This window comes from Paenibacillus sp. Y916 (assembly GCF_056786435.1).
Window position 1 is genome coordinate 127,532 of record NZ_JBXCJA010000011.1, and the last position, 24,210, is coordinate 151,741.

At 41.9% G+C, this 24,210-nt stretch carries 28 protein-coding genes, 1 rRNA gene and 2 pseudogenes; 5 read left to right on the forward strand and 26 right to left on the reverse strand.

All coding sequences use genetic code 11. The annotated features are described in order from the left end of the window. Positions 1 to 141 precede the first annotated feature (141 nt). The 6 genes from AC1TO9_RS19595 to AC1TO9_RS19620 all read right to left on the reverse strand — a co-directional run bounded on the left by AC1TO9_RS19595 (position 142) and on the right by AC1TO9_RS19620 (position 4,411). Positions 142 to 1,260, reverse strand: coding sequence for a nucleotidyltransferase domain-containing protein (locus AC1TO9_RS19595; RefSeq protein ID WP_482060244.1), 1,119 nt, complete (start codon positions 1,258 to 1,260; stop codon positions 142 to 144). A 133-nt stretch (positions 1,261 to 1,393) separates the two neighbouring features. Continuing rightward, the gene (locus AC1TO9_RS19600) at positions 1,394 to 1,660 is read right to left on the reverse strand and encodes a CD3324 family protein (protein WP_482056845.1); all 267 of its coding nucleotides are present in this window, start codon (positions 1,658 to 1,660) and stop codon (positions 1,394 to 1,396) included. A gap of 364 nt (positions 1,661 to 2,024) precedes the next feature. Further along, positions 2,025 to 2,177, reverse strand: a complete 153-nt coding sequence (locus AC1TO9_RS19605) for a hypothetical protein (protein WP_482060245.1) — start codon at positions 2,175 to 2,177, stop codon at positions 2,025 to 2,027. A gap of 29 nt (positions 2,178 to 2,206) precedes the next feature. Next, a complete protein-coding gene (locus AC1TO9_RS19610) occupies positions 2,207 to 3,103 on the reverse strand; it encodes an NAD-dependent epimerase/dehydratase family protein (protein ID WP_482056844.1) in 897 nt (298 codons plus the stop codon). Positions 3,104 to 3,606: 503 nt separating this feature from the next. After that, positions 3,607 to 3,723, reverse strand: coding sequence for a helix-turn-helix domain-containing protein (locus AC1TO9_RS19615; protein ID WP_482056950.1), 117 nt, complete (start codon positions 3,721 to 3,723; stop codon positions 3,607 to 3,609). Between the two features lie 346 nt (positions 3,724 to 4,069). Further along, complete coding sequence (locus AC1TO9_RS19620; RefSeq protein WP_482060246.1) at positions 4,070 to 4,411, reverse strand: winged helix-turn-helix transcriptional regulator; 342 nt, start codon at positions 4,409 to 4,411, stop codon at positions 4,070 to 4,072. 104 nt (positions 4,412 to 4,515) lie between these two features. Between AC1TO9_RS19620 and AC1TO9_RS19625 the strand changes: the two genes are divergently transcribed. Together AC1TO9_RS19625 and AC1TO9_RS19630 are read left to right on the forward strand one after the other, a co-directional pair. After that, positions 4,516 to 5,373 (forward strand): arginase family protein, encoded by an 858-nt coding sequence (locus AC1TO9_RS19625; RefSeq protein WP_482060247.1) that lies wholly within the window; start codon positions 4,516 to 4,518, stop codon positions 5,371 to 5,373. Positions 5,374 to 5,410: 37 nt separating this feature from the next. Next, on the forward strand, positions 5,411 to 5,707 hold the full coding sequence (locus AC1TO9_RS19630; protein WP_482056840.1) for a hypothetical protein: 297 nt from the start codon (positions 5,411 to 5,413) through the stop codon (positions 5,705 to 5,707). Between the two features lie 102 nt (positions 5,708 to 5,809). Here AC1TO9_RS19630 and AC1TO9_RS19635 read toward each other — a convergent pair whose 3' ends face one another. Together AC1TO9_RS19635 and AC1TO9_RS19640 are read right to left on the reverse strand one after the other, a co-directional pair. Further along, the gene (locus AC1TO9_RS19635) at positions 5,810 to 7,153 is read right to left on the reverse strand and encodes an FAD-binding oxidoreductase (protein ID WP_482060248.1); all 1,344 of its coding nucleotides are present in this window, start codon (positions 7,151 to 7,153) and stop codon (positions 5,810 to 5,812) included. Between the two features lie 637 nt (positions 7,154 to 7,790). Then, positions 7,791 to 8,213, reverse strand: coding sequence for a TetR family transcriptional regulator C-terminal domain-containing protein (locus AC1TO9_RS19640; RefSeq protein WP_482060249.1), 423 nt, complete (start codon positions 8,211 to 8,213; stop codon positions 7,791 to 7,793). 209 nt (positions 8,214 to 8,422) lie between these two features. Here AC1TO9_RS19640 and AC1TO9_RS19645 point away from each other — a divergent pair, with 209 nt between their 5' ends. Next, on the forward strand, positions 8,423 to 9,637 hold the full coding sequence (locus AC1TO9_RS19645) for a sugar efflux transporter (protein WP_482056838.1): 1,215 nt from the start codon (positions 8,423 to 8,425) through the stop codon (positions 9,635 to 9,637). 275 nt (positions 9,638 to 9,912) lie between these two features. Here AC1TO9_RS19645 and AC1TO9_RS19650 read toward each other — a convergent pair whose 3' ends face one another. From AC1TO9_RS19650 to AC1TO9_RS19685, 8 genes and pseudogenes are all read right to left on the reverse strand, one after another. Continuing rightward, positions 9,913 to 10,401, reverse strand: a complete 489-nt coding sequence (locus AC1TO9_RS19650) for a hypothetical protein (RefSeq protein ID WP_482056837.1) — start codon at positions 10,399 to 10,401, stop codon at positions 9,913 to 9,915. Positions 10,402 to 10,658: 257 nt separating this feature from the next. Continuing rightward, positions 10,659 to 10,748 (reverse strand): annotated as a pseudogene (locus tag AC1TO9_RS19655) (MerR family DNA-binding transcriptional regulator); the annotation flags it as partial. A 468-nt stretch (positions 10,749 to 11,216) separates the two neighbouring features. After that, positions 11,217 to 11,330: ribosomal RNA gene (gene rrf, locus AC1TO9_RS19660) — 5S ribosomal RNA — on the reverse strand. Between the two features lie 146 nt (positions 11,331 to 11,476). Continuing rightward, the gene (locus AC1TO9_RS19665) at positions 11,477 to 11,845 is read right to left on the reverse strand and encodes an EthD domain-containing protein (protein WP_482060250.1); all 369 of its coding nucleotides are present in this window, start codon (positions 11,843 to 11,845) and stop codon (positions 11,477 to 11,479) included. A gap of 376 nt (positions 11,846 to 12,221) precedes the next feature. Continuing rightward, the gene (locus tag AC1TO9_RS19670) at positions 12,222 to 12,500 is read right to left on the reverse strand and encodes an ArsR/SmtB family transcription factor (protein WP_482056835.1); all 279 of its coding nucleotides are present in this window, start codon (positions 12,498 to 12,500) and stop codon (positions 12,222 to 12,224) included. A 313-nt stretch (positions 12,501 to 12,813) separates the two neighbouring features. Continuing rightward, a complete protein-coding gene (locus tag AC1TO9_RS19675; RefSeq protein WP_482060251.1) occupies positions 12,814 to 13,083 on the reverse strand; it encodes a hypothetical protein in 270 nt (89 codons plus the stop codon). A gap of 429 nt (positions 13,084 to 13,512) precedes the next feature. Next, positions 13,513 to 13,659, reverse strand: coding sequence for an aldo/keto reductase (locus AC1TO9_RS19680; RefSeq protein ID WP_482060252.1), 147 nt, complete (start codon positions 13,657 to 13,659; stop codon positions 13,513 to 13,515). A 132-nt stretch (positions 13,660 to 13,791) separates the two neighbouring features. Continuing rightward, positions 13,792 to 14,073: pseudogene (locus AC1TO9_RS19685) on the reverse strand (PEP/pyruvate-binding domain-containing protein); the annotation flags it as partial. Between the two features lie 197 nt (positions 14,074 to 14,270). Between AC1TO9_RS19685 and AC1TO9_RS19690 the strand changes: the two are divergent. Then, a complete protein-coding gene (locus AC1TO9_RS19690; RefSeq protein WP_482056832.1) occupies positions 14,271 to 14,456 on the forward strand; it encodes a hypothetical protein in 186 nt (61 codons plus the stop codon). 179 nt (positions 14,457 to 14,635) lie between these two features. Here the strand turns inward: AC1TO9_RS19690 and AC1TO9_RS19695 are convergent, their stop codons facing one another. After that, the gene (locus tag AC1TO9_RS19695; RefSeq protein WP_482056831.1) at positions 14,636 to 15,349 is read right to left on the reverse strand and encodes a lipase family protein; all 714 of its coding nucleotides are present in this window, start codon (positions 15,347 to 15,349) and stop codon (positions 14,636 to 14,638) included. 143 nt (positions 15,350 to 15,492) lie between these two features. On the opposite strand from AC1TO9_RS19695, the gene AC1TO9_RS19700 reads away from it, so the two are divergent. After that, positions 15,493 to 15,681, forward strand: a complete 189-nt coding sequence (locus AC1TO9_RS19700) for a hypothetical protein (protein WP_482060253.1) — start codon at positions 15,493 to 15,495, stop codon at positions 15,679 to 15,681. A gap of 148 nt (positions 15,682 to 15,829) precedes the next feature. On the opposite strand, the gene AC1TO9_RS19705 is transcribed toward AC1TO9_RS19700, so the two are convergent. The 9 genes from AC1TO9_RS19705 to AC1TO9_RS19745 form a co-directional block, all read right to left on the reverse strand. Then, on the reverse strand, positions 15,830 to 18,325 hold the full coding sequence (locus tag AC1TO9_RS19705; protein ID WP_482056949.1) for a rhamnogalacturonan lyase: 2,496 nt from the start codon (positions 18,323 to 18,325) through the stop codon (positions 15,830 to 15,832). 401 nt (positions 18,326 to 18,726) lie between these two features. Next, positions 18,727 to 19,221, reverse strand: coding sequence for a pyridoxamine 5'-phosphate oxidase family protein (locus AC1TO9_RS19710; protein WP_482056830.1), 495 nt, complete (start codon positions 19,219 to 19,221; stop codon positions 18,727 to 18,729). A gap of 121 nt (positions 19,222 to 19,342) precedes the next feature. Continuing rightward, positions 19,343 to 20,437 carry a stalk domain-containing protein gene (locus AC1TO9_RS19715; RefSeq protein ID WP_482060254.1) on the reverse strand — a complete coding sequence of 365 codons (1,095 nt, stop codon included), beginning with the start codon at positions 20,435 to 20,437 and terminating at the stop codon, positions 19,343 to 19,345. Between the two features lie 174 nt (positions 20,438 to 20,611). Next, the gene (locus AC1TO9_RS19720; protein WP_482056828.1) at positions 20,612 to 21,328 is read right to left on the reverse strand and encodes a hypothetical protein; all 717 of its coding nucleotides are present in this window, start codon (positions 21,326 to 21,328) and stop codon (positions 20,612 to 20,614) included. Next, positions 21,325 to 22,197 (reverse strand): ABC transporter ATP-binding protein, encoded by an 873-nt coding sequence (locus AC1TO9_RS19725; protein WP_482056827.1) that lies wholly within the window; start codon positions 22,195 to 22,197, stop codon positions 21,325 to 21,327. The genes AC1TO9_RS19720 and AC1TO9_RS19725 overlap by 4 nt, the downstream gene beginning before the upstream one ends. After that, positions 22,197 to 22,562 (reverse strand): GntR family transcriptional regulator, encoded by a 366-nt coding sequence (locus tag AC1TO9_RS19730; RefSeq protein ID WP_482056826.1) that lies wholly within the window; start codon positions 22,560 to 22,562, stop codon positions 22,197 to 22,199. Before AC1TO9_RS19730 ends, AC1TO9_RS19725 begins: the two co-directional genes overlap by 1 nt. An 84-nt stretch (positions 22,563 to 22,646) precedes the next feature. After that, positions 22,647 to 22,799, reverse strand: a complete 153-nt coding sequence (locus tag AC1TO9_RS19735; RefSeq protein ID WP_482060255.1) for a hypothetical protein — start codon at positions 22,797 to 22,799, stop codon at positions 22,647 to 22,649. 294 nt (positions 22,800 to 23,093) lie between these two features. After that, positions 23,094 to 23,705, reverse strand: a complete 612-nt coding sequence (locus tag AC1TO9_RS19740; protein ID WP_482060256.1) for a hypothetical protein — start codon at positions 23,703 to 23,705, stop codon at positions 23,094 to 23,096. 227 nt (positions 23,706 to 23,932) lie between these two features. Then, positions 23,933 to 24,079 carry a DUF3298 domain-containing protein gene (locus AC1TO9_RS19745; RefSeq protein ID WP_482060260.1) on the reverse strand — a complete coding sequence of 49 codons (147 nt, stop codon included), beginning with the start codon at positions 24,077 to 24,079 and terminating at the stop codon, positions 23,933 to 23,935. Positions 24,080 to 24,210 lie beyond the last annotated feature (131 nt).

The window sequence follows — 24,210 nt, forward strand, 5'->3', positions numbered from 1 at the left end:
ACCCCCTGCTCCGACCCTTTTTATGTTTGCTGATGATGTGTCTGGTCGCAAGCTCTGCTTGCTCCTCGACCAAGCAACCCGCGTAATCCAGTTTATTTATCCTTATGACTTCGCGAAGTTCTTCAAAAATTAGTTTCAATCTTAAATGATCATATAATTACGGTATAGATCTTCAAAATTCTCGTATTTTTCTACTTCTCTTCCTACCCTTTCATACTCAGCCAAATATTCATCCATAACACCGAGAAAAGCCATTTTCAATCCAGGGAGATTATTGGCATCAAAATACTGCATCAGATCGAATTTTTTTATTCCTCTGTCCATTGTCATTTCGTCAAGATAATTCTGTGCATCCATTGTTACAAGAAATGCAAATGATTTATCGCTCGCATCAACACTCTTAATTATCTTGTTTCGGTAATTGCACCATAATTCCTCATATGTTCCCCGAAGATTGTCATAAGTTGGTATCGTATTTTCTACAAACTTTTCTAGCATGGTATCATATAGAAGAACAACGCTTCTCAATACATCGAGTGATGCTTTACGTATTTCATGAATTGAATTTGCGTCTATAACTGCCATATACAGTGTTTCAAAGTTCTCAGGAATATATTGATACGCAAGTATTTCTTCAAGACACCTCTTAATTCCCCTCTTAATGCATGTGTTGTTCATACTGACTAAGGCATTTACAAGATTATCTACCACACAAGCAGATGCGTACTTTACTGATCCAATATCGTTATATAACATAGATCCTGTATATTCTTGCTTGGCTATATCAATCCACTTTTCTGCTCTTGTAAGGCAGTCTTTCCCAATTGGCTTAGAAAGTTCATCAAGCGCCTTTTGCTTATAAACGTTGAATCTCTCCAAATACTCCGGCTTCGCGCAATAAAGTATTTTCATCTCCGTTAAGCTGGAAACACCAGGACCTTCCAGGTTTGCTTGCGCCTGTATTCTGGTTTCCCATGGAGTGCAGTATATGTCGTACCCAACATCATCCCAAATAAAGCAAGAAGAAATGTTCCACCCTTGATCTGTGTTGTTGATGATTATCAAGTCTAGGTCACTTTTTTCATGAAAATCTCCCGTACAAAAAGAACCGGTAAGTCCAATAATGGCTATATCGTCAGGAAAGTCTCTCTTAGCACGTTCAACAACCATGTTGATTAACTTTTCATTCTTATCCATCAACTTTTTCTTAATAGATTCATCCATTGTTTTCACTCCTAATATTGCATCTTTTATTTCCATAATCATCTCCCCCTCCATTCAATTTTAATGTACATCAAATAACGTTTGTATGAGAGGGATAAGTTGATTTAAGTCGTCTTTTACACAAAAAAGTCCGTTAAGCCAATCAATTTGATCGGCCGAACGGACTTGTCTAACGTTTTTGATAAACTATCTTTCTAATGCTATCTATGGATAAAAAATATTTCTCAGATAGTTCTTTGATTTGAATTCCTTTTCGATAGAAAGCTTGAATTTCTACATTTCTATTCGCAATCATAAGCTTGCTTTGGGTATTGTCTCCCCATTTTTTATGACTCTCTTTTGGTTTTGGTATATATATCAATTCACCTTGCACATATTCCTGAATTACAATAAGCAATTCTTCTGGAAAAATATCCTCTGCTTTTGAATACTTCAACTTGACTCACTCCCTTATTAGTAAATAAATAAGGTGCAAAGCCAGTCGGAAGAAAATTATTTACCACAATGGTAATATTGTTTCCTTATCCTCTATACAAAGCATTACCATTTCTTCCGCTAACTTTGCATAGAGTTGAGCATGTAAGAATCCTACACCGATCGTTTTCAAAAGTCTCACCTCCGTAAATTAACTCTCATATTTTTCAACCAATAACGAAAATAATGGGATGTAAATTTTAACATATTGTTATTTTACTCAATAACCTTTTTTAATTCAAGGCATATTAATGGCTCTTGTGCACCAGTGGGAAGCGAAATAAAGTGCTAAATATAAAGTAGAAAAACAGATCGTTATCTGGACACTATGAACACTTTGATTCCAAATGATACGAATCCTGCGAGATGAGGAACAATTCGAAATCATTGTAATAAATAAGCTTGCTGAAGCAAGTGGCGTTCATCGCTTGCGAATCCCACGAACTCCATTCGCCGTTGACCGTCATCAGTTCCAGCATGTCCGCTATGCAAAAAGCCTTTTTCCCGCTTATGAGATGTTCTTAATCCAGCTCAGCATAGGTTCTTCCGAAGGTAGCCAGCCCAGCAGATTTCTTGCATGTACCGCACGTACTCGACTGTTGGATGCAATGGCAAATCGAGCCCAATCGCCCAGTTCTGCAATGGCTTCGTCGGCCGGCCAACTCATCGTTTTTCCTGAAAAGCCAAGTGCTTCACTGATGGATTTGGCAATATCCTGAAATGACTCTTCTCCATTCTCTGCGAAGAAGTATGACGCAGATGGTGCTTTTTCTAAAGCCAATCGATATAATTCCGCCAAATCCTTGATATGAACATTGGACCAGCAGTTCACACCTTTGCCGACATGAACGCCCGCTCTCACCGCTTTGGACTTGAGGATAACCTGAGGCAGCTGATCGCTTTCCGTCGGCAATCCAAGTGCATCGCCATAGATCATGGAAGGCACGATAACCACAGTTCTAACCCACTCATCTATTCCAGCTTTGCGAACCAAATTGTTGATAGCGACGCGGTCAGCGCGAATATCCATGGGAACAAACGGCGTCTCCTCGTCATAAATATTCTCGCTTTCAGAATCGCCCCGAGCATCATCTCCGACCACGCTGGAACCTGATGTATGCAGGAATGCTTTGCCAGTACCACGTAAGGCGGCGATAAAGGTCTCCACAGCCCCTCTGTGATCCGAATCGGCGGTATGAATGACCGCGTCACTCAACTTAGCATACTTGGTCAGCACTTCATTATCTTCTAGTGTTCCAAACACGGGCTCAATACCGAGTTGCTTAAGCGCATCCACCTTCTTTGGATCACGCACCAGACCGTAGATATCATGTCCGGCATCAATCAGCACCTTCGCCACGGATCCGCCAATATAACCAGTAGCACCTGTCATGAATACTATCATTGTTTCTCTCCTCCTATATCTTTGTTAGTTACTCACCTAGTGTATTCCCCCTCTATCTATAAAACCAATTATATTTTAATGGATTAACAATAAATATATTTATATATAATGTAGATAAAGATCCCCCAACAGACACTGGCTGTTCTTTATCCCTCTTCGTGTATGACCGCCATAATCTCTCGAATCTGGACGCCTCATCATTCAGATAGGTAGTTATCACACTAAGCCGGTTCCATTACCTATAGCCTTCAATATCATATATAAATTCGGAATGACATACTTCGAGATCGTCTGTGTCTGGTATTTCATATTCCTGAGGGGCCACAATCACAAATTCCTCATCCATTAATTTCAGGTACTCGATGCAGCCGGGGATGTATTTTTTCCGTATAGAACTCGTGTGCAGTGCCTATCTTGATCATGGTGAGCATCGGTAGTGAAGCCGTCCTGAAATTCACCGTTGTCTCCTCCAGCGACTCGATTAGTGGGGCCAACTGGGAGTATTACTCCTTCCCTCGTTCAGTGGGCAACATCTTCCGTGCCGTTCGAATAAAAAGCGCTTCACCCACTTCGGCCTCCAGGGAGGCCAGATGTTGGCTCATGGCCGGCTGTGTCAACATGCGGGTCTTTGCGGCTTCGGACACCGAGCTATTCTTATAAATGTTGCAGAAACTGCTTGCGGTAAGCGGACGCCACTCTGTAAATGAACCAACGAGATTAGCGGTTTAATCCGCCTTTATTTGCTCATACTTAATCTTCTAGCCTATTCTCTTCTAATGTGAAGAAAATGGGTTTTTGTGCATCATCACCTATACCAGTAATAGTGGCTGACGCAAATGAGCGTTATCTGGATCTACTTTCTATGTATATTACGGTAGATAGACAGTAGCATTTAGATCATCATCGTTCATAACACTGCAGGGCTAACCGTGAGGCCAGTCCTGTTCTATACGACAAACAATAGATTTAACTATTCTGATTTTTTACTCCCCACTCACATAATCCTTCCAAAACGGGTAATAAGGTTTCCGCTTTCTCTGTGAGACTGTACTCGACTTTTGGAGGTACTTGAGGGTATTCTAACCGTTTCACCATCCCATCTGCTTCCAATTCTTTAAGTTGTGAACTCAACATTTTATAAGTGATAGCTCCGATCTGTCTCTTAAGATCATTAAAGCGAACCGGCCCGTTTTCAGCCAGGAGGTAAATAATAACCATTTTCCATTTTCCTCCAATAATTGATAAAGTATAGCCAAAAGGCGTATCTTGAATATTTTTAACTTTACCTATAAATTCAGCCATACTCATGTTTACACTACCCTTTCTGGAAGTACCTATCTAAAAAGTGCGTACTATTTTTTTGTATGTCTTTATTTTATACTAGCTTTACATTAAGTAAAGGGGAGAAAAAAATGACTAAACAAACAATACGCTTACTGATGCCACAATGGCAAGGGGGAAACAACCCTAACTACTCTTTTGGAGCTGAACTGCTTGCTTGGCTAGCCCCTGACAATGATCAGCCCCTTATTCATGTCCCTGTTCAGGCTTATGACGGAATTCCGCTTGAAAACGAGAACGGTACGTATGGAAGAAAACAGCTGCTTGAGCAATTAGAAGCTGCTCATCATATCATTGATGCTTATAAACCGGATCGTATTGTTATGTTTGGTGGTGACTGCTTAGTCGAACAAGCCCCATTCGCGTATTTAAACGAACGATATAATGGGGAATTAGGTTTGGTTTGGATCGATGCTCACAGCGATTTAGGAAGAATTGTCGGGTATGATTATGGGCATACCTTACCTCTCGGGAACTTGTTGGGAGAAGGCGATGAAGAGTTCGCCAAACATGTGAAAATTCCTCTAAAACCCGGAAATGTGTTTATTGCGGGTATAAATGAACAAACAGATCTAGATACAGAAATCATTCAACGACTAGGTATTAAAACTGCTGAAACCCAAGAGTTAATGAACAGCACTGAATCTATAAAGGATTGGATTAAACAAAGTAACATTAAGCACCTAGCGATTCACCTTGATCTAGATGTGCTTGACCCTAAGGCATTTCGTTCTTTATTATTCGCCAACCCTGAAGTACCATATGATCTTTCCGCTGCTGGAACCATGCAAATGCCCGGGCTCCTTAATCTGATTAAAGAGCTATCTGAAGAAACAGATGTAGTTGGATTAGGTATAACGGAGCATATACCGTGGGATTCTATCAACTTGAAGAAACTTCTTGGAGAAATACCTATTTTAAATAAGTAAAGTCATAAGGGAATGATAATAGAACAAGATTGTAAAAATGCATCCGGCAGACGATCGTAGAGCCACTGCTTCTGCTCCTCTCGTGCTGAATGGACTGAATCATCAGCATAATGAGCCCTGGGTCGCTCGTGATCTGATCATTGAGAATGTCCTACTCGGTTTAGGTGCATTTTGTGCGAAAGCAGATGGTTGTATTTCTTCTCCCGCTATGTGCAACTGGCTAACGATTAGGCTCAATCAGAAGCAAACGAAGGGTTCCATGACAACGTTATGTCGTGGAACCCTTCTCTACTGTTTCCTCAAACTCGACAACTCCGAGGTAGTGCTTGCTTGATGTATATAGCCATTTACAATATTTCGATATACCCTTCTGTTCCATGTACGCGAATTCGCTACCCAGACTACCAAAGATGCAATGTTTGCTGCTCCATTTTTATTAAGCGGGTGGAATACTTTGCGGATTGTTAAACACATTTTGTGGATCGTATTTCGCTTTTACTTTCTTCAATCTAGCATAGTTCTTTCCATAATAGACCGGACCTGAGGGTTTAATGCCTTGGTCTGGAACGTTAATATAAGAGCCTACAATATAAGGCTGAAGCTTCTTCCTAGTATTTCGAGTTAAGGCAATATTTCTCGCGGCATTAGAAGGCTTCACCCATGAGGTGTTCCATTCGACATAAAATTTAGCTTTCCGCCAGTAGAATGCGGTGGCTGTAGGTGCGATACGACTTATGGCGCCACCCCAGTTAAGGAAATAGAATCCAGCTGGAGTCCCTCCCTCTGCTTTTTCCAGAAATTCGCGCATGGGTTTGAATGCTTTATCCGGGAATGGGTGTCTGGCAAAGCCACTGGAGAACTGGTTACTGAACTTTTGGGGAAGCACTGGATCGGGAGCTAACATAAATTTCGTAGCTTCTGTGTATGACAGGGAGCGGATGATTTTTTGAGTAGGTGTACCTACACTAAGAATAGGTTCCAACTGGCGGAGGGCATCGCTTTTTGATCCAAGGTACATACCCAACATACTTACATTCCCACCTTTTTTGGGTCCGACGCTTAATTCGCTGCCCAACTTGGTGCTGGCATTAGGGGCCCATACTTGCCATTTTTTCACGACTTTTTCGAACTGAGCCCATGGCCAAGTAACACGGAATACGGTAGCTCTGGCTGGAGCGCGCAGTACTTTGAATTTATATTTGGTATATACGCCAAAATTGCCGCCTCCGCCACCGCGGGAAGCCCACAGGAGATCGGCATTTTGTTTTTTGTTCGCCTTAATGATTCTCCCCTTAGCGTCAACCATTTCAAGTTCAAGAAGATTATCACTGATAAGGCCAATCGTCCTTTGCAATGGACCTATTCCTCCACCAAGCGTAATCCCGCCGATTCCAACCGTTGGACTGTCACCAAATGGAGCAATAAATCCTTGGCGTGCCAGCTTATCTACGATTCTTCCTACCCGATTACCTGTCTCAACAACAACCGTGCCACTAGTCTTATTCAACTTAATGTTCTTCATTTCGCTAACGTCGATGACAATGCCTCCATTGACTTGTGAAAGGTTACCCTCAAGGGCGTGCCTCCCGCTTCTCGGTCGAATAGGGACATTATTTTTGCGGCCCCATCTTATAGCATTTGCAACATCCTGTGTTCTTTGAGCGAAAACAAAAACTTTAGGAAATCTGTTGGTGTGTGGATCCCAATTCTTGCGAGCCGCTTCATAGCCAGGATCTCCCTTAAAAATTACGCGCCCTGTCAGTTTAATGTCTGATTTCACCGATCTATCCAACTCCTTATGAATGAATGAACATCATTTTTAATAATTAATACGAACAAATTAGGCAGGTTCCCTATAACGTATGATGGAAGTTAATGTAGGGTTTGGGCTAGTGCTGATAGTACAGTGAAGTATTTTTGCTCCAAGTGATAATCAGTGCTCGCAGAAAACAATGGAGTATGAGGAAGGAACGATGTGGTTGACAGCCATCATGTTACGCTACACCGCGCGCTAGGAGCTATGTGCGGTGCGAAAGGTGACGGAATGAAATGGAAGATGAAGAAGCGAAAGCTTCCCCTCTGATTTCAACCGCTTCAAGCTATATAGCTACCAAGTTATTGATCTCAGCTAAGGACAAGACTTAATTTCTTATAACAAAAAAGCCGCTAAATTAGCGACTTCTAATGGGACTATGTTTAACCGCTACATCCGTTCATTAATGGCAGTGGTTAGCGTGTTGGCCGTTCGATATGTAAATGTTATATTCTTTGAATAGGCGTGTCTTTAAAATCGGTTACGTATTTCAATCCGTAGCCATCATCCGATCCATTCCGATATGAACCATCCAGATGAAACAGATCATGAACACGTCGGGCAGCATCAGCAGCAGAAGGAAGATCACCCAGTTGTCATGGTTTTATTCTCCTTTTTCTTGGTCTGAAGATCGAATTCCGCCAAGCATCCATCCGATTCCTCGCGATACTTGCTCATAGGAGATCGGATCTGCAGACAGCTGTACAGGTGCTTGAAGATTCAATCCGTCGATAACTGCCTGGATCAGTACCGCTAAAGTCTCTTTTTCACTCTGTTCCAGCTGCAGCTCCATGCGATCGATAATCTCAATTATGCCCGCTTTCATTTCCTTGTACAGTTCCAGCAACTCTTTGGCAAGCTTTTCATTGTTCACGCTCTCCGTCCAAAGGCTAATTAATAACGTGAACCACTCCGGGTTTTCTTTTCGAAATTTAACCCCATGGAGTAATCCCTGCTGAAGAATTTCCGCAGGAGATACGTGCAGATCCAGGTTCGCAAAGGCTGCCTTCATTCCTTTGTTGATCATCCACTCTCTGACCACTTCGACCAGCAACGATTGTATTAGTCTTTGTGTATTCTGGTGAACTTAATTTTAGAGCCCTACAGTTACTATCCAAATAGCATTATGGATTCTATCCACTATGATAAAACATTACATATATTATTACTTTCATTTTCAAGTATACTATAACGAGATTGACTATCTAAACAAATATAGAGGAGTAACTTCAGATCATGATCAAACGACTCACTGCACTATTTTCGATTCCCTCTTATGCCCTACTCTTTTTATGTATGTTACTTCAGGGCATGGGTCTTTCACTCAGCTCACCTTTTTTATCCATTTATTTCACGGAACAGCTTGGAGTATCTGTCGGAATGTTTGGTATTTTTCTAGCCGTTACGTTAATTGCCGGGATATGGATCAGTACGCTAATCGGGAGACGCTCTGACCTCGGTATGAATCGTAAAAACATTTACATTGTCTCTATGCTCTGCAATGCACTGGCTTTTAGTGGATACTTGCTCATTAAGGATTTTACGACCTTGTTCATCTATATGACTGTGTTTACTGCCCTCGGTGCACCAGGTATGCCTCAATTATTCGCTATTTCTAGAGAAGCAGTGACGAAGAGTAATTTTACTGATCATGCATTTGCAAATTCTACCTTGCGTTCTGCTTTCTCGCTTGGTTTCATTATTGGTCCATTAATCGGTACTATGCTAATCGCTGCTGTTGGGTTTAAGGGGATTTTCTCGGGTACGATCGGAGTGTTCATGCTTGCTCCCTTACTTATATTCCTGTTTCTCGAATCAAAAACAGATGAACAGAAAAGAAGTAATGCTAAAGTGGAAGTAAAAAGTCTTCCTCTGGGTAAGAACCATAATATTCTGCTTCCTTTCCTGATTCTGACACTCATGTACATAGCTCACTGGACAAGTAGCCTTAATACCGCCCTCTTTATTACAAACAATCTTGGGGGAACGACTCGCGATGTTGGTCTAGTCAGCAGTATTTGCGCTGCGCTTGAAATTCCCTTTATGATTACATTAGGAATACTCAGTGCAAAATACAGTAATAGAATCTTAATGATGTGTGGCTCCATTCTAGGAGGAGTGTATTACGTCGTTGTCATGATTTCAGACTCCATGTGGCAGATGCTTGCAGCCCAAATTCTGCTTGCCGTGTTTGTTTCCGTTATTTCTGCGATTGGTATTAGCTACATTCAGGATCTTCTTCCAAGCAAGCCTGGGTATGCATCTACGCTCTACTCTAATTCATCCACAATCGGTAGACTGGTTGGTAGCCTGGTTGGCGGGGGATTAGCCAGTATTGTAGGGTACCGGTATTCATTTGTATTCTGTTGTATACTCATGATTATTTCTCTAATCATGCTTGTGGTAAGCGGACGTCACACCGTAAATGAACCGCAGAAGTTATCGGTTTAATACACGAAAACTAAGAAGAAGACTGCCGGTAAATTTTACCGACAGTCTTTCTTTTCGAAGCAGTTCTATTATGTTAGGAGATAAATACTAATCCATTCTTTTATCCTTCAAAGAGGTAGGACTGTGCTAATGAACAAAAGGTTGCTGCATTGTCTAGTATGGCACTTTTGGCCAAGCTTGCATTGATTGAGAAAGCTTTAACTTCCAGCCCATTCTTGGTTGGAAATCAAATCAAAAAAAATGGTTTGCGCGAATACAGTCTCCAAACACCTCGGTTATGGCGGTCCCCTACTGACGGGTATTCCTCTATTTAACCGCTCACGCTTGAAACATCCAATGAATGGTTTGCTCGCACGCCCCCTGCCGAAACTGAACATATGAAACCGCGTACTATGACGGCTCATGAGTTTCCATCCAAACGTGCCACCCTGTTCGTGCATGATGATTGCAATCATTTCGTCAAGCGTATTTGGGGCTCGTGCGAAATAGTTGCGGAGATAATGTGTTGCTTCCGTAACCGTGTCGATTCTGTCAACAAGTTCACAGACTTGGTACGCGAGCGCTATATATTCCACATCACTTAGGGCATCTAAATTGAGTATTCCTGTTTTCATTTGCACCATGAGTCCGTCCAGTTCAACCTGCGCCGTTATCCTACCGTGAGCATCCTTTGCTCCTACGATGGACCCCATCAGCATGGAAGATACGGCAAGTGTGCAGACGATTACTGCAATTGCTGAAATAATTGTGTTACGCTTCCTCATTGTCTCACCCCCTTATGAATATCGATTTTAGTTCGAGTTGGAAGCCGCAGAGGTTTAAAAGCAATGCTTCCATCGTTGTAAATCAATCTTACTAATGCCATATAAACTGAATTTAAACCCAAAAGAAAAAGAACAATTTTACCTCGACAGGTAAAATTGTTCTTTTTCTGTGTTGAGTGCGCAATAACCCCCCGGTTATGCCGTGGGAGTGAGACGGTATTAGCTTCAAGCACTTGAATGTTGTTTTGAATGCGCTATACGCTTGGTACCAGGCCTTTATCCGTGTAAAAGCGCACGGCGTGCTCTGTGAGTCCCGTTATCTGGGCGGCTTCTTTGACTCTGTGCATGTGAAATTCTCCAAGATGCTGGGTACCTTGAGAGTAAATCTATAAACCTTGTTCAACCGTAAGCTCATCATGCGTTTATCCTCATCTATAAGAAAGGACAGGGCGGTCGCCCCTGTCCTTTCTTCACTTGAATAGTAAGCCTAAGAATAGCAAAACTGCTGATATGGTGTAACGAAATCTAAACTCCTACCAATACAGTTAACACAGGACCACTGAGATTTCCATAGCTATCCTGCCCCCTCTTCTATGAAAACAGCAGGGATACCCTTGCACCTGCTCATTAATGTGTATCATTCAGCTAAAGTTTCCCGTGAGTTGAATCGTCACTTAGTGCCGAATCAAAAATACTCTTGGCTAGTGGTTGGCTACTACCAGCCCTAGCAGCGGACTTCACCGCCTAGGTAATCGCTATGCGTTGCACACAACGAAAAAGCACTGCCGAATTGTCGGCAGTGCTTTTTCGTTGTTGCTTGGCGGCGTCCCACTCTCCCAGGACATTTCGGCCCAAGTACCATCGCCACTTGAGGGCTTAACAGTCGTGTTCGGGATGGGTACGGAAACCCCTTCGCCATCACCACCAAGCAAGCGTTGTGCAAAAAACGCTACCGCGAGAGATTCGCTGCACTTCTACCTCAGGCCAATCATCCTCGACTCTCAGCTATGCTCCCGAAGCCAAACAGTTGATTCTCTTCATGCCGTTGGCGGTGATGTTATGGGGGTTCACAAAATTAGATCACTGCTTTTTCTTCTGTGACCATGACGCCGACAGAGCTGAAGTCAATGAACTTTTTTTCGTCGGGTTGAACCTTTTGTAGGTAGTTGTCTGATTTGAAGAATGCATCATGGTCGGCCCAACTGTTGAACCAGATTTCAGTAAGCCCATCATACGCGGGTTGCGGATAGCCCTCGGCGGCAACCGGGTGAGACACCACATATTTTCGGACATACTTCTTGGCCTCTGGGATCGAGGTAAATAGAGGAGCGTGGTTAAGTCGATGATATTCTACGAACTTATCGAAACTCATCCCCTCGATCCGATTGATCATATATACGAATTTTATCATGTCGTTTTCCACCTTTCTGTAATAGAGGCACATTCATTGTGTCTGTTGGTCGGCATGACCTTACCGCGAGACACCCCGAACGCACCTTGTCTGATGTGACACACAGATACACAGGACATATCTGTTTCAATTACGCACCTTTATGCGCTTAGATTATCAGTCATCCCGAAACCCTCGCACAGCAGATTTTACTTCCTTGGTCATTTCCATGACACAAGGCAGCTAAGAGGAATTTACTAAAACGCATTTGAGAGTTGAACTCTAAAAACTGAACAACGAGTGAATTTTACTCCGTAAAGTCTCTTTCTCATCACTCAGTTTTCAAAGATCAACTGCGCTTTTCGTTACAGCCTTCTGTTCGAACAAATTATTATATTTCTAAAAATATAGAAATATTAATCAAAAAAAATCAAGTCATCAGATAGGACGCATATTTTTCCGCCACTCTGCGGTTCAGGCTGTAGTAAATAAATGTTCCTTCTTTCCGCGATTGAAGTAATCCGCACTCCGACAACTGCTTCAAATGATGCGATAATGTCGAGTTAGCGACGTTTTTCAACTTATCTCCCAGCGAGGCACAACATTGGTCCGGTTCGCTCGCAAGGAGTTGGACGATATTAAGCCGCGTCGGCTCTCCCAGCGCTTTATATACTTTAACGGCTTCGCGCATCTCCGAATTGCCTTCCATGTACAGTCCCCTCGATTTCTAAAATATTTCTTTATTTCCAGAAGTATAGAAATATAATAATATATTTTTTCTTATTTGTAAATCCCCATCCGAAATTTTTTTTTGCGCGTTATGGATATAGCGATGGTAAATCATTGCTCCATCAAGTCAACCAGTTGCTCCGGCATTCCGACGAACTAGTAATGGCCTCCCACCACCGCCACATGCTGGCTAAGCTACTATTATGCTATCCTGCCCGTTCGTATTATGAGATCAACCAGTTCTTTCTGGTTGATCCTTTTTTCATTTGCATAGAGGATATTGACGCTACAACTCAGGGAATTAGAAGTGGATGGGAATATTCTTTTCCTTCTAACAGTGAAAGACCTAAAGTTTCTCTTGCCTTTTTAATTGCTTTTACGTCTTCACCCTCTTTTATTAACTTACGTAGTTCTTCATTTATTGGATTTTCAACTAGTCCCGATTGTTGGGTTAACTGGTCCAAGGTATATTGCATTCCTTTTATGCGACCTTCTAATTTCCCCACCTTAGCCACTAAATTTATGATTATAAGAAAAGATATGATTATGAGAATGTACTCCATTTACGATTAAACCTCCAAACTTTATTTGTTTCTGGTACGCAGGTTCGTTTGAATACTGTTTTAGTGGAAATATTGTGCCGGATCTTTTTCGGAGAATCCGCCAAATGTATTCAGAAGAATCCCCGACAAGAGTTCACTGACATTCTCCGCGTGTTAGGCATAGAGTTGCGTGGCTGATGCTATCTCAGGGTCGAAATTTCCCCGGCAGCGTCAATGAAGCGACGCTCCTAAAGCATTACCATTCTGAATTTTTGATCCCTCAAACCGACTCAGAAAATGTGCGCACCACAACACTATATATTCAGAATCAACGTCATACAAACAGCTTCATAAGTTTTACATACAGCGGATTAACCATATACCCAGTCGGGCTTAACGAATATCTTGTCCCTGTTTCTAAACGACGAATCCTCTCCATTTCTTCATCGGTCAGCTCAAAATCGAACATTTCGCTATTTCCTTGATCCTTCGTGGATTCGAGGACTTCGGGATCACAATAATATCGCGTTGTAGGTGCCATCGCAAAATTATTAGACCTATTGATCTTTTGTAATGATGAGCGATTTCAGAAAGCACCGGATGAAAGGTAATGCCAACTCGCTTACCTTGATTACCGTATTATCAGCTCTAAATGGAGAATATGCTTAATTCCAATATATTCGGAAGTCAGATTGTAGTGTCAGAAGCCACATTAAAAGATATTGAGGCTAGTGGAATTTCTTCTTCCATAATGATTTCTCGGATCTTCCTGCTGATATGACCAATTTGTTCACGATCTTCAACTTGTAGCATGGTTAGTTGATCCAGCAAAGCATAATATGTTTCGTTATGTTCGAGGGCTTGTTAATATCCCACAGTTATCACACAAAATCCTTCGGGTACTTGAATTTCTTCTATTTCTGATAATTTTCCTAAATTCAACCCTTTTCCGCCAACAAGCAATAGCTGCGTATGTTCCACTTCCTGTAATTCGAGAACCAGCGGCCTCATTGAACATCTCTCCTAACCATTAATTTGCGAACAATATTTAATAAGAGCTTTAGTGGCATGTACATTTAGAGTGAAAAATCCATTATTTATGTAAATATATACATCATTATATGCAAAATGATAATATCATCGCGTCTGTTTATATGAAACATGTAAGAACCTGAAGTATCCATCAGGTCCTTTTTTCATTTTCTGCTATGATCAATAACTACTTAAGCCGCTCTATCCGTTCGCTTCCACAACACGGCAATGGTACCTTCCACGATCGTGAATTCCAGGTTGATGTGCAGGAATGGTTGGATAACCGGGAAATCGATGTAGGACTGCTTATTCCTTCGGATCAAACGACGGATTTGTTTCCTATTTACCGGGAAGCTATTTGAGACTGCTAAGAAGTTGTTCCCTTTTGAAGTAGAACGAAAGCCCTTGATTAACCTTTGATGATGATTGTGTTGTGCATGACGTCCGGCTCGGGGAGGACAGCACTTATCGCGGTCCATGCCGATATGAGTCGTTCCGATTTCATATGTATTCCCGCTAATCTTTGGATTTTAATAAGTATTCATGTGTCTCCTGGGCACAGTTCATGGATTTTGGTGATTAAGTTTTCTGAATTGGTACGGAACACTTGGTTCGAATCCGTCCAGGCTGACTTCAGAAAATACGAAGCATGAAACTGCCATCCCAGATGAGCTGGATTAAATTCCATTTGAATTTCGCGTCCCGGTCTTCCTCGGTATACTATAGAACCTGGCTTACGCCAGCTACCTATTCGGGTAATCTTGTCCGGATTCTGACCAGTGATATAGATAAACCTGTTATTATATGCAATGTCCTTCAAATGAAACTTTGGACATCCTACTGCAAATACTTGAATATGCTGAAAACCGTTTTTTTCTTCCAAATCAAGTCCTGCCCGATAGGCGATTACACCTCCGGCACTATGCCCGATAAGGATTACCTGATCCGAAACTGCTGCATGCTCGCGAATGATTTGCGATACGTTAGTTACCCGCTTAGACTGGGCATGAGTTAGGTCATAACCAACTTGGGTAATTTGTCTTGCCAGTAAAGGGATTAATGAGGAACCCGTAGTTTCGTTTGCAATTCCAAAGGGAAAGATCATCACAACTTTGACATCTCGATACCTTTTGGCAATCTCACTGGCAGCATCTTCAAAATTATTGAGATACGTTAGTACACCAGCTAAAAAACAAACCACCGTACGGCACTTTGATGTACATGTGCTATGGGAGGATACGTAAGTCTCGATCATGATCTCCTTGTCCCCTCCTTTTGATGAACTAATACTCCCGAAATAAACGGAAGGATACGTATATGACAACCTCTCTTTCCATATCTTTTGTAAAAATGATAAAGGTGTGAGAGCATGTTAAAATCAAAAAACAAAATCAATTCGTGCTCTATACAATTAAAGGATCAACCATTAAAAAGTTTTTAATCTTAGATTTAGCTACGGGTTCCGTTATTTATTGGGTGGTCAAAATTATTTATTCAAGCATGTTGCTTGCGTCTGTAGGAAGTATTATTGGAACGGAAGGAATTAAAATGATATCCAAGCTCCAAAATAAACCATTGAAATTTTAACTCTAAAATATAGATTACGACACTTGCTAGTATGATTTCAACTTCCTCAATATACGATGCCCGTTTAATTAAAACAAAAAAAGCATACAATCATGAATGATTGCATACTTTCGGTTCATCATACTTTCGGTACATGCATCCCTATCTACTACTTATCCTTCCCTCCGACTGCGATGGCAAGTGTGGCGTAATAGGTTAGATTCTGCTGCGCCTCAGGAGATATATAATTGTTATGTTTATTCTTATATTTATCAAGATTCGTAACAACCTTCTTCATCGATTTAAGGATATTTTTATCTGAATCTTTATCTAAATCCCGCTTCATCTGCTTCATAAGTTGACTTAACTCCTTCTGGATAGCCCCCTTCAATTCTCCTGATAAACTATATTCCTCTACTAAAGCATCCATGATGTTTACATGAATTGAAACAGAGGGGGAGAATGGTACTTTAGACCAATCCATGTCGGATGCCAAGTAGAAACTTGGATAGGATGGCTGATTATAGCTTGTGTTCTGACGCGCAATTCCTGTACGATACTGCGCATCGTGCATTAAAGTATACAACTTATGATTCGTAACCTCGGTGCTTACATACATCCGGATAGCAGAACTATCGGTAGTACGGACTAACATTTCCTCTCTCCAATCACCATATAGATCAGCGACGAGTGATGGTGTTCCCTTCGTATGATTGTTCATTCTAGTATCGGTAGCTGTAAGAAGGACGCCTTTTGTCCAATCTTCAATCGTCGGTGTTACTTCTATTGCCCCATTGACAATCTGGGTCGTCATGTCTGCTGACCATTTAATGTTCATATTTGTACCCGGAATTTTCGTGTTGATCTGTTGCCCATTTGCCGTCCATAGTCCAACAGCCCACGTCTCAAGTCCACGCTGGAATGGATCAACATCGCCGATCATTCCACGACCCGTATCTTTACCTGTATAACCACCATAAATAACTTTGCCAGTCTTCGCATCACGTAAAGTATAACCATAAGGAGCCCAACTGCCCCCCTCATGTACCATAAATATCTCCTGTCCAGGACGGTCGGGGTCAATATCCACAACATGAAGCGCATCTCCATGGCCTAATCTAGCTATCGTACCAGGTGCTGCACTTTGAGGAGGCATAACATCCATCGAACTGTACAAAAGACTACCATCGTGATCAATTGTTGCAGAGCCGTATACAATTTCATCCTTACCATCGCCATCAACGTCTGCTACACTCAATGAGTGAGCCCCCTGCGTCGTAAGGGTTGCAAATTCTGGGTCTGTTCCATCCCTACCATGTGGCCCATCATTAAAGGGATTACTCATCGGAGTCCAGCCACTGTCTACAAACCAGTGTTCCTTGATTCGATTTCCATCCCAACTATATGTTACCATTGTCGTTCTAGTATAGTATCCCCGCGCAAATACTGCATAAGGTATTTCTCCATCCAAATAAGCTACACCTGCAAGAAAGCGATCTACTCGATTGCCTGGTTCGATACGCGCCATCGCATAATCTCCCCACATTAGACCATCGTCATGCCGCCCTGGCTTATATGGAGCTGTCTGCAACTCCTTACCCGTCGCACCCTCAAATACCGTAATATACTCTGGCCCATTGATAATAAAGCCTTCAAACTCTCTGAGTTTATTTTTATCACTTCGGCTCGGAGCATAGACGTCCATGAAATAATCCGTGAGGCTTTCCGCATCTGTTTTCGTAAGCGGGTAACTATACTTCTTCTCGATCCCGAAGCTTTCTTCGAGTGTGGCTGGCCAATGGCCATTCAGAACTTCTTCATGCTTATCCCAGTTCATGAATATTTCAACCATATGGTTGTAGTAGTCTTCACTACTCATCCTATAATCATCTTGATGACTATAACCAGCCTGAATATCCTCTTTTGGCATCGTGACATATTGCTCTGAACTTACATTCCCTGCGTTATCATACGTTATTGTTTTAGTACCAGGAGCTGTCTTGAGAATCATTTCTGATTTACCATCCCCATCATAGTCGTATACCATAAATTGAGTGTAGTGGGCCCCCGATCTTATATTTACACCCATATCAATTCTATATAGAAGGGTTCCATCTATTGTGTAACAATCAATATAAGTCTCACCGGTATATCCTTTCTGGGATACATCCTTAGAATTCGATGGCGCCCAGCTTACAAATAGTTCATATTGGCCATCTCCGTCCACATCTCCTACACTCATATCATTCGCTGAGTAAGTGAAACTTTCGCCTACAGGAGTCACACCGTCTGCTGGTTTCTGAAGTGGCATATCGTAGTAGCTATTTGCCCAAGGTGATATCATAGCACTTTGCTCTGCTTCCCTACCATTAATAACCGTGGATACAGAATACTTCGATTGCATCGTTCCAGTTGCATCTAAATAATTGGTACTATCCTTAACTGTGGCAATCTTGACGTTATCCCGATAAATATTGAAGTCTACGCCTGTCAATCCAGTCGTCGAGTGACCCGTTACTTCATGGGTTAATAATCTCCAACTCAGAAATATACCATCCGATGTTGAAGCCGCGATGAGTCCCCTGTCTAGGTTTTCTAATTGTATGCCCCCATTCATCTTTACATCTCGGTTTGGTTTAGCATTCACATTAGGTATACCAACCATGCTAACCAATAGAATTACTCCGAAAGATACCAATAAAAATTTACTAACGATGCTCTTCTTTCCCATTTTTCCTAATCACCTTCTCCTTCTTTTTTTCAGACAAGACATTCTCGTTCATTCTAAATTTTTAAATGCGCTTTCATTCGTCGCAAATTCACCTCCTATGATGTTCAGTTCAAATTCTGTTCACTCGTAATTCACTTCTATTATACCGTTCCTATACGGACGAAAATATTCAATAAACAGTTGTTTTCCATTAAAAGTCAGTGTATTTTCATGAATAACATTTGCGAAGCTACTAAAAGATTATCTATGGAGTTCTAATTATGTCCACCAATCTGAGAGTAGCAAAATAAAAGGCACCCCTAAGGAGTGCCTTAATATACGCTTTAGATCATCAGTTATCCGTTCAAGTCAACGGTATGGTTCAGATCTGATTCATCTGATCCTTTTCCCGTAATTTTCGAGAATAGCTGCTTCACCATCTTCGTTTTATTTCCCGTTTCCCAATATTCGGCCGACTCCGCTTTTATCTTTAACAAAACTAGATTCGGATCGTCGGGAGTAGTCTCCAGCAACTTCTCGTAAGCAATGTTCCAGAATTCTTTTATTTTGGCTGGACTAGATACCAACTCTGCTTCTCCTCGTAAAGACACGTAGGACTTATCTACATAAGCTACATTCACACTTGGATTTCGGAGGAGTTCCTGATATTTGTTAGTATCCTTTTTCGTCAAGAACCACAGGTCACCGTCAAATTCAACTTCCTGTGTCTTCATTGGACGTGACACCAATCCTTGCTCCGTTACCGTCGTGAGCATAGCTGTGTCGATCCCTTTAATCAGATCCCTGACTGTCTCAATCGCCTCTTTGTTTGACAATGAATGATTCGACATGTGTTCACCTCATTTCGTTTTTATCTTCTTTATATCTTTTCCAATCCATAATCTTATTATTAAAAACAAAGACACTGACCCATAGAAGGTCAGTGTCAAGCCAAAACTCATACGTATTCTCTTATTTGAAGTCTTTATACGGAATAACAAACTCCGGCATTCCTTCCGCATAGGAAGTATACTCGTTTTGTGTAAAGTAGATGACAACCCCATTACGATTAAGGAAATAATCACGATCCGCCTCTATCGTCTGGAAAGGGGGATTCAATGGCAGATTGCGACTTTTAACCTGAGACTTAATCTTATTGTTAATAATCGATACGTACTTCTCATTATTTGCGACCTCTTTCAATGAGAGTATATTTCCAGTTACTAGGTCGAATGTATAAGGAATGCGTGCAGTATCCCCATGAGCTCCCCCAGAATAGATGTGGTAATTCACGTATAGGCTCAGTTTACCCTGTTCGTTATAAGTTACCGTATAATGACCATCGAAGCTCGGTTGTCGAATCGTGGCTTTGGGATTATCGGCTAAGATTTGTTTGTTACCTGCTACAACCTGATCCATTTGCTTCGAACCAGCCGAGATATTCTTATCAGCTTCGTTCTTCAAAAATGTATTTATTTTCTGCTGAACGGCAGTATTCTCATAACCCGAGATAACCGGATAATACACAAGCAATGACTTGCCGTCTCCATCTGCACCGACTACTTCTGAGTTAATCTTTAGCTTATTCTCTTGAATTGCATGAATTCCAATCATTTTGGTAGCTTGATCATAGGAAACAGCATAACCCATCCGCTCTAACACGAAGCGAAGCGGCAGGTAAGTAGTATTGTCTTGAAGAAACGGTTCAGCTCCAAAGATAAGCTGCTGCCCGTTAAGTGTTGTTGAATTATTCTTTAGGCCAATCTGTAGTAACCGATTTCTACCCTCAATGTTAACCATCTGGGTTGCCTTCACATAATTCGTACTAAGACCTAAACTGTCATTAAGGTGGCGCAACGCAATGTACGTTGTGTTATTCTTATTAATCGTATTAATATTCGTACGAGTTCCTTCAATGCTAAACGGTGTTGCTATCGTCTTAAACTTTGAAATGGTAGTTGCCGCAGATGCATGCTCAACAGGTAATGACATCGCCATAGGACCCGCCAAAAGAGTTGCTACAAGTGTAGCCGTTAGTAGATTTCTTTTCCCTTTATTCGTTTTCAATTTACAACATCCCTTTCTCGTGTTAGTTACTTCCATATAGAGGTATAATCATTAGTTACCCTCTATAAACGTTAGATAATCAAGAAAGGTTGCAAATTCTACATAAATTTATTAATTCCATTAATTATTTAGATAATGAATAAGTAATGAATCTGAGCCTCATCCATTTATTCCTTACCCTTTTCTCGGCATCGGGTGTAATGGCGCATGACGCAGCATCGGATACGTGGCGAATAAAGCAGCCAGACTCACTGCCCCAACGCATGAAGCGATCTCCATCGCACTCATCTTGAAATTCGACATCCAGTCGAACAAGGCCGTAATAGTGCCTCCATAATAAAGAAATATGCCTGCGATCATTACGATCATGAGCATGATAACGCTCCGTGTGAATCCTAACCGATACACGATGGCATAGCCGAAGAAAGAAAGACCGAAGCCAACCATCCCCACCATCAGATCGATCCACAAATAGGTGAAGAAATGGTACTCCCCCAAAAACAACCTCGCAGCATGCATAATACCTGCCTCTACCGAATTCAATTGATAGATCGTCAATAGCACGTATTGGCATAAGTTCAGACATAATATGCTAAATATAACGCCTATCAAACCAATGCCGTAGAAAGCTCTAAGGAATTGTTTCCGCGTACTACCCATCCCGATTGAGATCGCAAAGAGGGATTTGAATCCGAAGAGGCAGAAAAAAGGGATAAAGAAATAAGTCGGCCCGGATATCGAAGCAAGTGTATCCTTATCGAGATCAAAGACCAAGCCGACGATGATCCATACGATCGTTAACGGAACGGTAATGAACAGCAGCAAGAGTTTAGCAAAATACCAGCCCACATCCTCGTACATCAACCGAAATACCGCGCTCCTTGCGTTCATACGTATACCTCCGCATCTTCCGTTATATTTAGCAAATAATTTTGCAAGTCTACTTTCTCAATGGTAAGCCCATGAGCTTGCGCTTGCTCCTTCCATTGCTTCGAGTATGGAGCGTCAAGCATCACCCTGATTTTCGTTCCCATCGTGCTCTGCTCCAGAACTTTATGACCGTCAATAACGTTTATCACCGCGCTCCGTTCGCCAACCAACCATATACCTTGCTCGCGGAACTCGTCGATCGGTTGATGATGCAGCAACTTACCCTTGTGCATAACGATCAACGATTCGCAGATTGCTTGGACTTCTTCAATATGATGACTCGAAATCAGAATTAGACGAGGTGAATCCTCATGGCTTTCTCTTAATGCCTCATACAACTTTCTCCGCATCCCGGCATCCAGACCGTTCGTCGGCTCATCGAGTATCGTTACGTCAGCATGGCTAGATAACCCGATAATAAACTGAAGTGCTGACTTCATCCCTTTGGACAGTTTGGATACTTTCTTCTTGGGGTCCAATCTAAAAGTTTCGATCAGATGGTCTGCCGTAGCTTGATCCCAGTTGGGATTGAAGTATCGACCGAAACGTAGTGCATCCTGTACCGTCCATATCGAGCTGAACGGATGATCCTCCTGCATGTAGCAAACATGCCGAACTGCCACAGGGTTACCGTAAGGTGCCAAGCCCATAACTTGAACCGTTCCGCTGTGAGGTCGTTGATGACCGGCCAGTAGTCTCATCAGCGTAGTTTTGCCAGCACCGTTGCGACCCCACAGCCCCGCGATCACCGGTTCCTTCTCCTCAAATGATACTTTTTCGAGAACGGGTACGTTATCGTACGAATATGCGACTTCGTTTACGTATAGCATCAATACTCCTCCTCCTGTATTAACTGAACGACCGATTCCTTGCTTAATCCGATTCTCTTCGCTTCTTCCAACAAGGGAAGGATGAACTGTTCTCGATAATGAAGCTGACGTTCCTTCAACAATTGAAGCTTCGCTCCACTCTTCACAAACATTCCTATCCCTCTTTGTTTATAAATAATCTCTGCATCCACTAAAGCCTGGAGACCCTTGCGTACTGTTGCACGATTGATGTTATAGAAGCCTGACAGTTCATTTTCGGAAGGGATTTGATCCTCTTCGTTCAATTCACCTCCCACGATTTCGTCCATCATCATTTGGGCAATCTGCTGAAATATTGGTTGGGATTCATCCAATGTCGGTTTCATCTAGTACCTCTTTTCTCTAAAACAATTGACGTTGATCAGTTGGTTACTCGTGCAATCAACTATACATGATTTAGCAATTATTGTCTATAACCACAGCGGTCCAAATAAACGAAAAAAACCTTCTACCTCATGAAGAGACAGAAGGATACCGAGTGTGCCACGAATACGACCGAGCCCGAACCTTCGCTTGGTCACACCGAACTTACTCTCAATTATGTTTTGCTCAGACGCATCCATATAATAGCTTCGACGTATTACCCTAAAAGTTGATCCCCGTATTACAGTGTACATTAAGTGGACTCTGGTTTTGATATGACTTTATTCTGTAAGTAGAATAAACGATTCTTTACTATTATCGGAAACTAGAAGTTGTTATTGACACAAAATTTAACATTAACTAGCTTTATTTCATAGCCTTCCAACTCGTACAACTCCGATGTTAATGGAAGTAGCTGCTAGCAGCGTTCCAGGATGAAAAGTGTTCTTCCAAGTGTGGTTGGAGAAATTATATTGGTGCTGAAACCTCGTTCATTATAAATCACTTTGAACCGTTGATAATGACACGAGGACCGGACTGGAAAAATCCGAAGCTTCCTCACCTTTTGGATTGTGAAGACGGAACAGGAAAGCCTCACCTGTTTCTGACTTCCACACGATATAATCGTTAATCCCTTCATCACTCGAAACTTGAAGATAGATCTCGGCGGAACCCAGGGGATGTTCAACAAGCTCACCACTAAAATCGGATACTTCGCCGAACTCTTCCAATTCCTCTTTCCCTGCAGTTTTAAGCTGTGGTAGGTCAAAATTAGCAGGTAGCGATTCGATTTCGACATCGTATTCCGGATTGCTGCTAAGAAACATACGTCCTTCAGCAGCGTCGAAAGTAAACTTTTCGAATACGTATAAGGAAAATCCTTCACCTTGATGTAATGTGGCCGTATGTGATTGGTTACCCTCACCCGTCATCAAATCAAAACTTTCGGTCTGGGGACGCGTCACTTCCGGAGTTCTCTCGTTCTCAGATACAGGAACGGTGACCGCTTGATTATCCGGTGTTGAAGTTTCAGGGTTGGCGTCAGGCTCAGTTGCTCCTGAGCATGCTGATAGAGATAGAACGATGACGAAAATCGAGATTTTCATGATAGCAGAATACTTTTGATACACGTTTGATCACGCCTTTCTATTATAAGATTATTTATACGTTATTACCCATGTAAGGGATTTGTGACGCAAACGATGAAAACTTGTGTACTGCTAAGCATTACATAATTATCGGACTCGCCTGTTGTCAGGTCATTAACACAAAAAAACCTTGTCGCCTCTCATAGGCAAATCAAGTGTTTGAAGTTAAAAAGTTGATCGTATGGTTATCGGAAGTCTGTGTACGGAATAACAAACTCCGGCATTCCTTCTGCATAGGAAGTATACTCATTTTGTGTGAAGTAAATAACAACTCCAACTGAATTAAGAAATGCTAAAACCGTAGTCCTTATATAGGAGTACGGTTTATTTATTCATAATTATGGGAATGAATCTCTATTGAACTACTCACCACTTAACCGACCTTACGGTCTGTTTGAAGTGGGAGATTCCTAAGAACACCAACCTAACGGTTCGTTTTTGATTAGGCGATCCCCGTCATTCC

Excerpts from the sequence above, each read along its gene's own strand:
- AC1TO9_RS19595 (WP_482060244.1), bottom strand. The coding sequence starts at position 1,260 with ATGGAAATAAAAGATGCAATATTAGGAGTGAAAACAATGGATGAATCT.
- AC1TO9_RS19605 (WP_482060245.1), bottom strand. The coding sequence starts at position 2,177 with ATGCTGGAACTGATGACGGTCAACGGCGAATGGAGTTCGTGGGATTCG.
- AC1TO9_RS19610 (WP_482056844.1), bottom strand. The coding sequence starts at position 3,103 with ATGATAGTATTCATGACAGGTGCTACTGGTTATATTGGCGGATCCGTG.
- AC1TO9_RS19615 (WP_482056950.1), bottom strand. The coding sequence starts at position 3,723 with ATGTTGACACAGCCGGCCATGAGCCAACATCTGGCCTCCCTGGAGGCC.
- AC1TO9_RS19620 (WP_482060246.1), bottom strand. The coding sequence starts at position 4,411 with ATGAGTATGGCTGAATTTATAGGTAAAGTTAAAAATATTCAAGATACG.
- AC1TO9_RS19625 (WP_482060247.1), top strand. The coding sequence starts at position 4,516 with ATGACTAAACAAACAATACGCTTACTGATGCCACAATGGCAAGGGGGA.
- AC1TO9_RS19630 (WP_482056840.1), top strand. The coding sequence starts at position 5,411 with ATGCATCCGGCAGACGATCGTAGAGCCACTGCTTCTGCTCCTCTCGTG.
- AC1TO9_RS19640 (WP_482060249.1), bottom strand. The coding sequence starts at position 8,213 with ATGATCAACAAAGGAATGAAGGCAGCCTTTGCGAACCTGGATCTGCAC.
- AC1TO9_RS19645 (WP_482056838.1), top strand. The coding sequence starts at position 8,423 with ATGATCAAACGACTCACTGCACTATTTTCGATTCCCTCTTATGCCCTA.
- AC1TO9_RS19650 (WP_482056837.1), bottom strand. The coding sequence starts at position 10,401 with ATGAGGAAGCGTAACACAATTATTTCAGCAATTGCAGTAATCGTCTGC.
- AC1TO9_RS19665 (WP_482060250.1), bottom strand. The coding sequence starts at position 11,845 with ATGTGCCTCTATTACAGAAAGGTGGAAAACGACATGATAAAATTCGTA.
- AC1TO9_RS19670 (WP_482056835.1), bottom strand. The coding sequence starts at position 12,500 with ATGGAAGGCAATTCGGAGATGCGCGAAGCCGTTAAAGTATATAAAGCG.
- AC1TO9_RS19675 (WP_482060251.1), bottom strand. The coding sequence starts at position 13,083 with ATGGAGTACATTCTCATAATCATATCTTTTCTTATAATCATAAATTTA.
- AC1TO9_RS19690 (WP_482056832.1), top strand. The coding sequence starts at position 14,271 with ATGATCAATAACTACTTAAGCCGCTCTATCCGTTCGCTTCCACAACAC.
- AC1TO9_RS19695 (WP_482056831.1), bottom strand. The coding sequence starts at position 15,349 with ATGATCGAGACTTACGTATCCTCCCATAGCACATGTACATCAAAGTGC.
- AC1TO9_RS19705 (WP_482056949.1), bottom strand. The coding sequence starts at position 18,325 with ATGGTTGGTATACCTAATGTGAATGCTAAACCAAACCGAGATGTAAAG.
- AC1TO9_RS19710 (WP_482056830.1), bottom strand. The coding sequence starts at position 19,221 with ATGTCGAATCATTCATTGTCAAACAAAGAGGCGATTGAGACAGTCAGG.
- AC1TO9_RS19720 (WP_482056828.1), bottom strand. The coding sequence starts at position 21,328 with ATGAACGCAAGGAGCGCGGTATTTCGGTTGATGTACGAGGATGTGGGC.
- AC1TO9_RS19725 (WP_482056827.1), bottom strand. The coding sequence starts at position 22,197 with ATGCTATACGTAAACGAAGTCGCATATTCGTACGATAACGTACCCGTT.
- AC1TO9_RS19730 (WP_482056826.1), bottom strand. The coding sequence starts at position 22,562 with ATGAAACCGACATTGGATGAATCCCAACCAATATTTCAGCAGATTGCC.
- AC1TO9_RS19735 (WP_482060255.1), bottom strand. The coding sequence starts at position 22,799 with ATGGATGCGTCTGAGCAAAACATAATTGAGAGTAAGTTCGGTGTGACC.
- AC1TO9_RS19740 (WP_482060256.1), bottom strand. The coding sequence starts at position 23,705 with ATGAAAATCTCGATTTTCGTCATCGTTCTATCTCTATCAGCATGCTCA.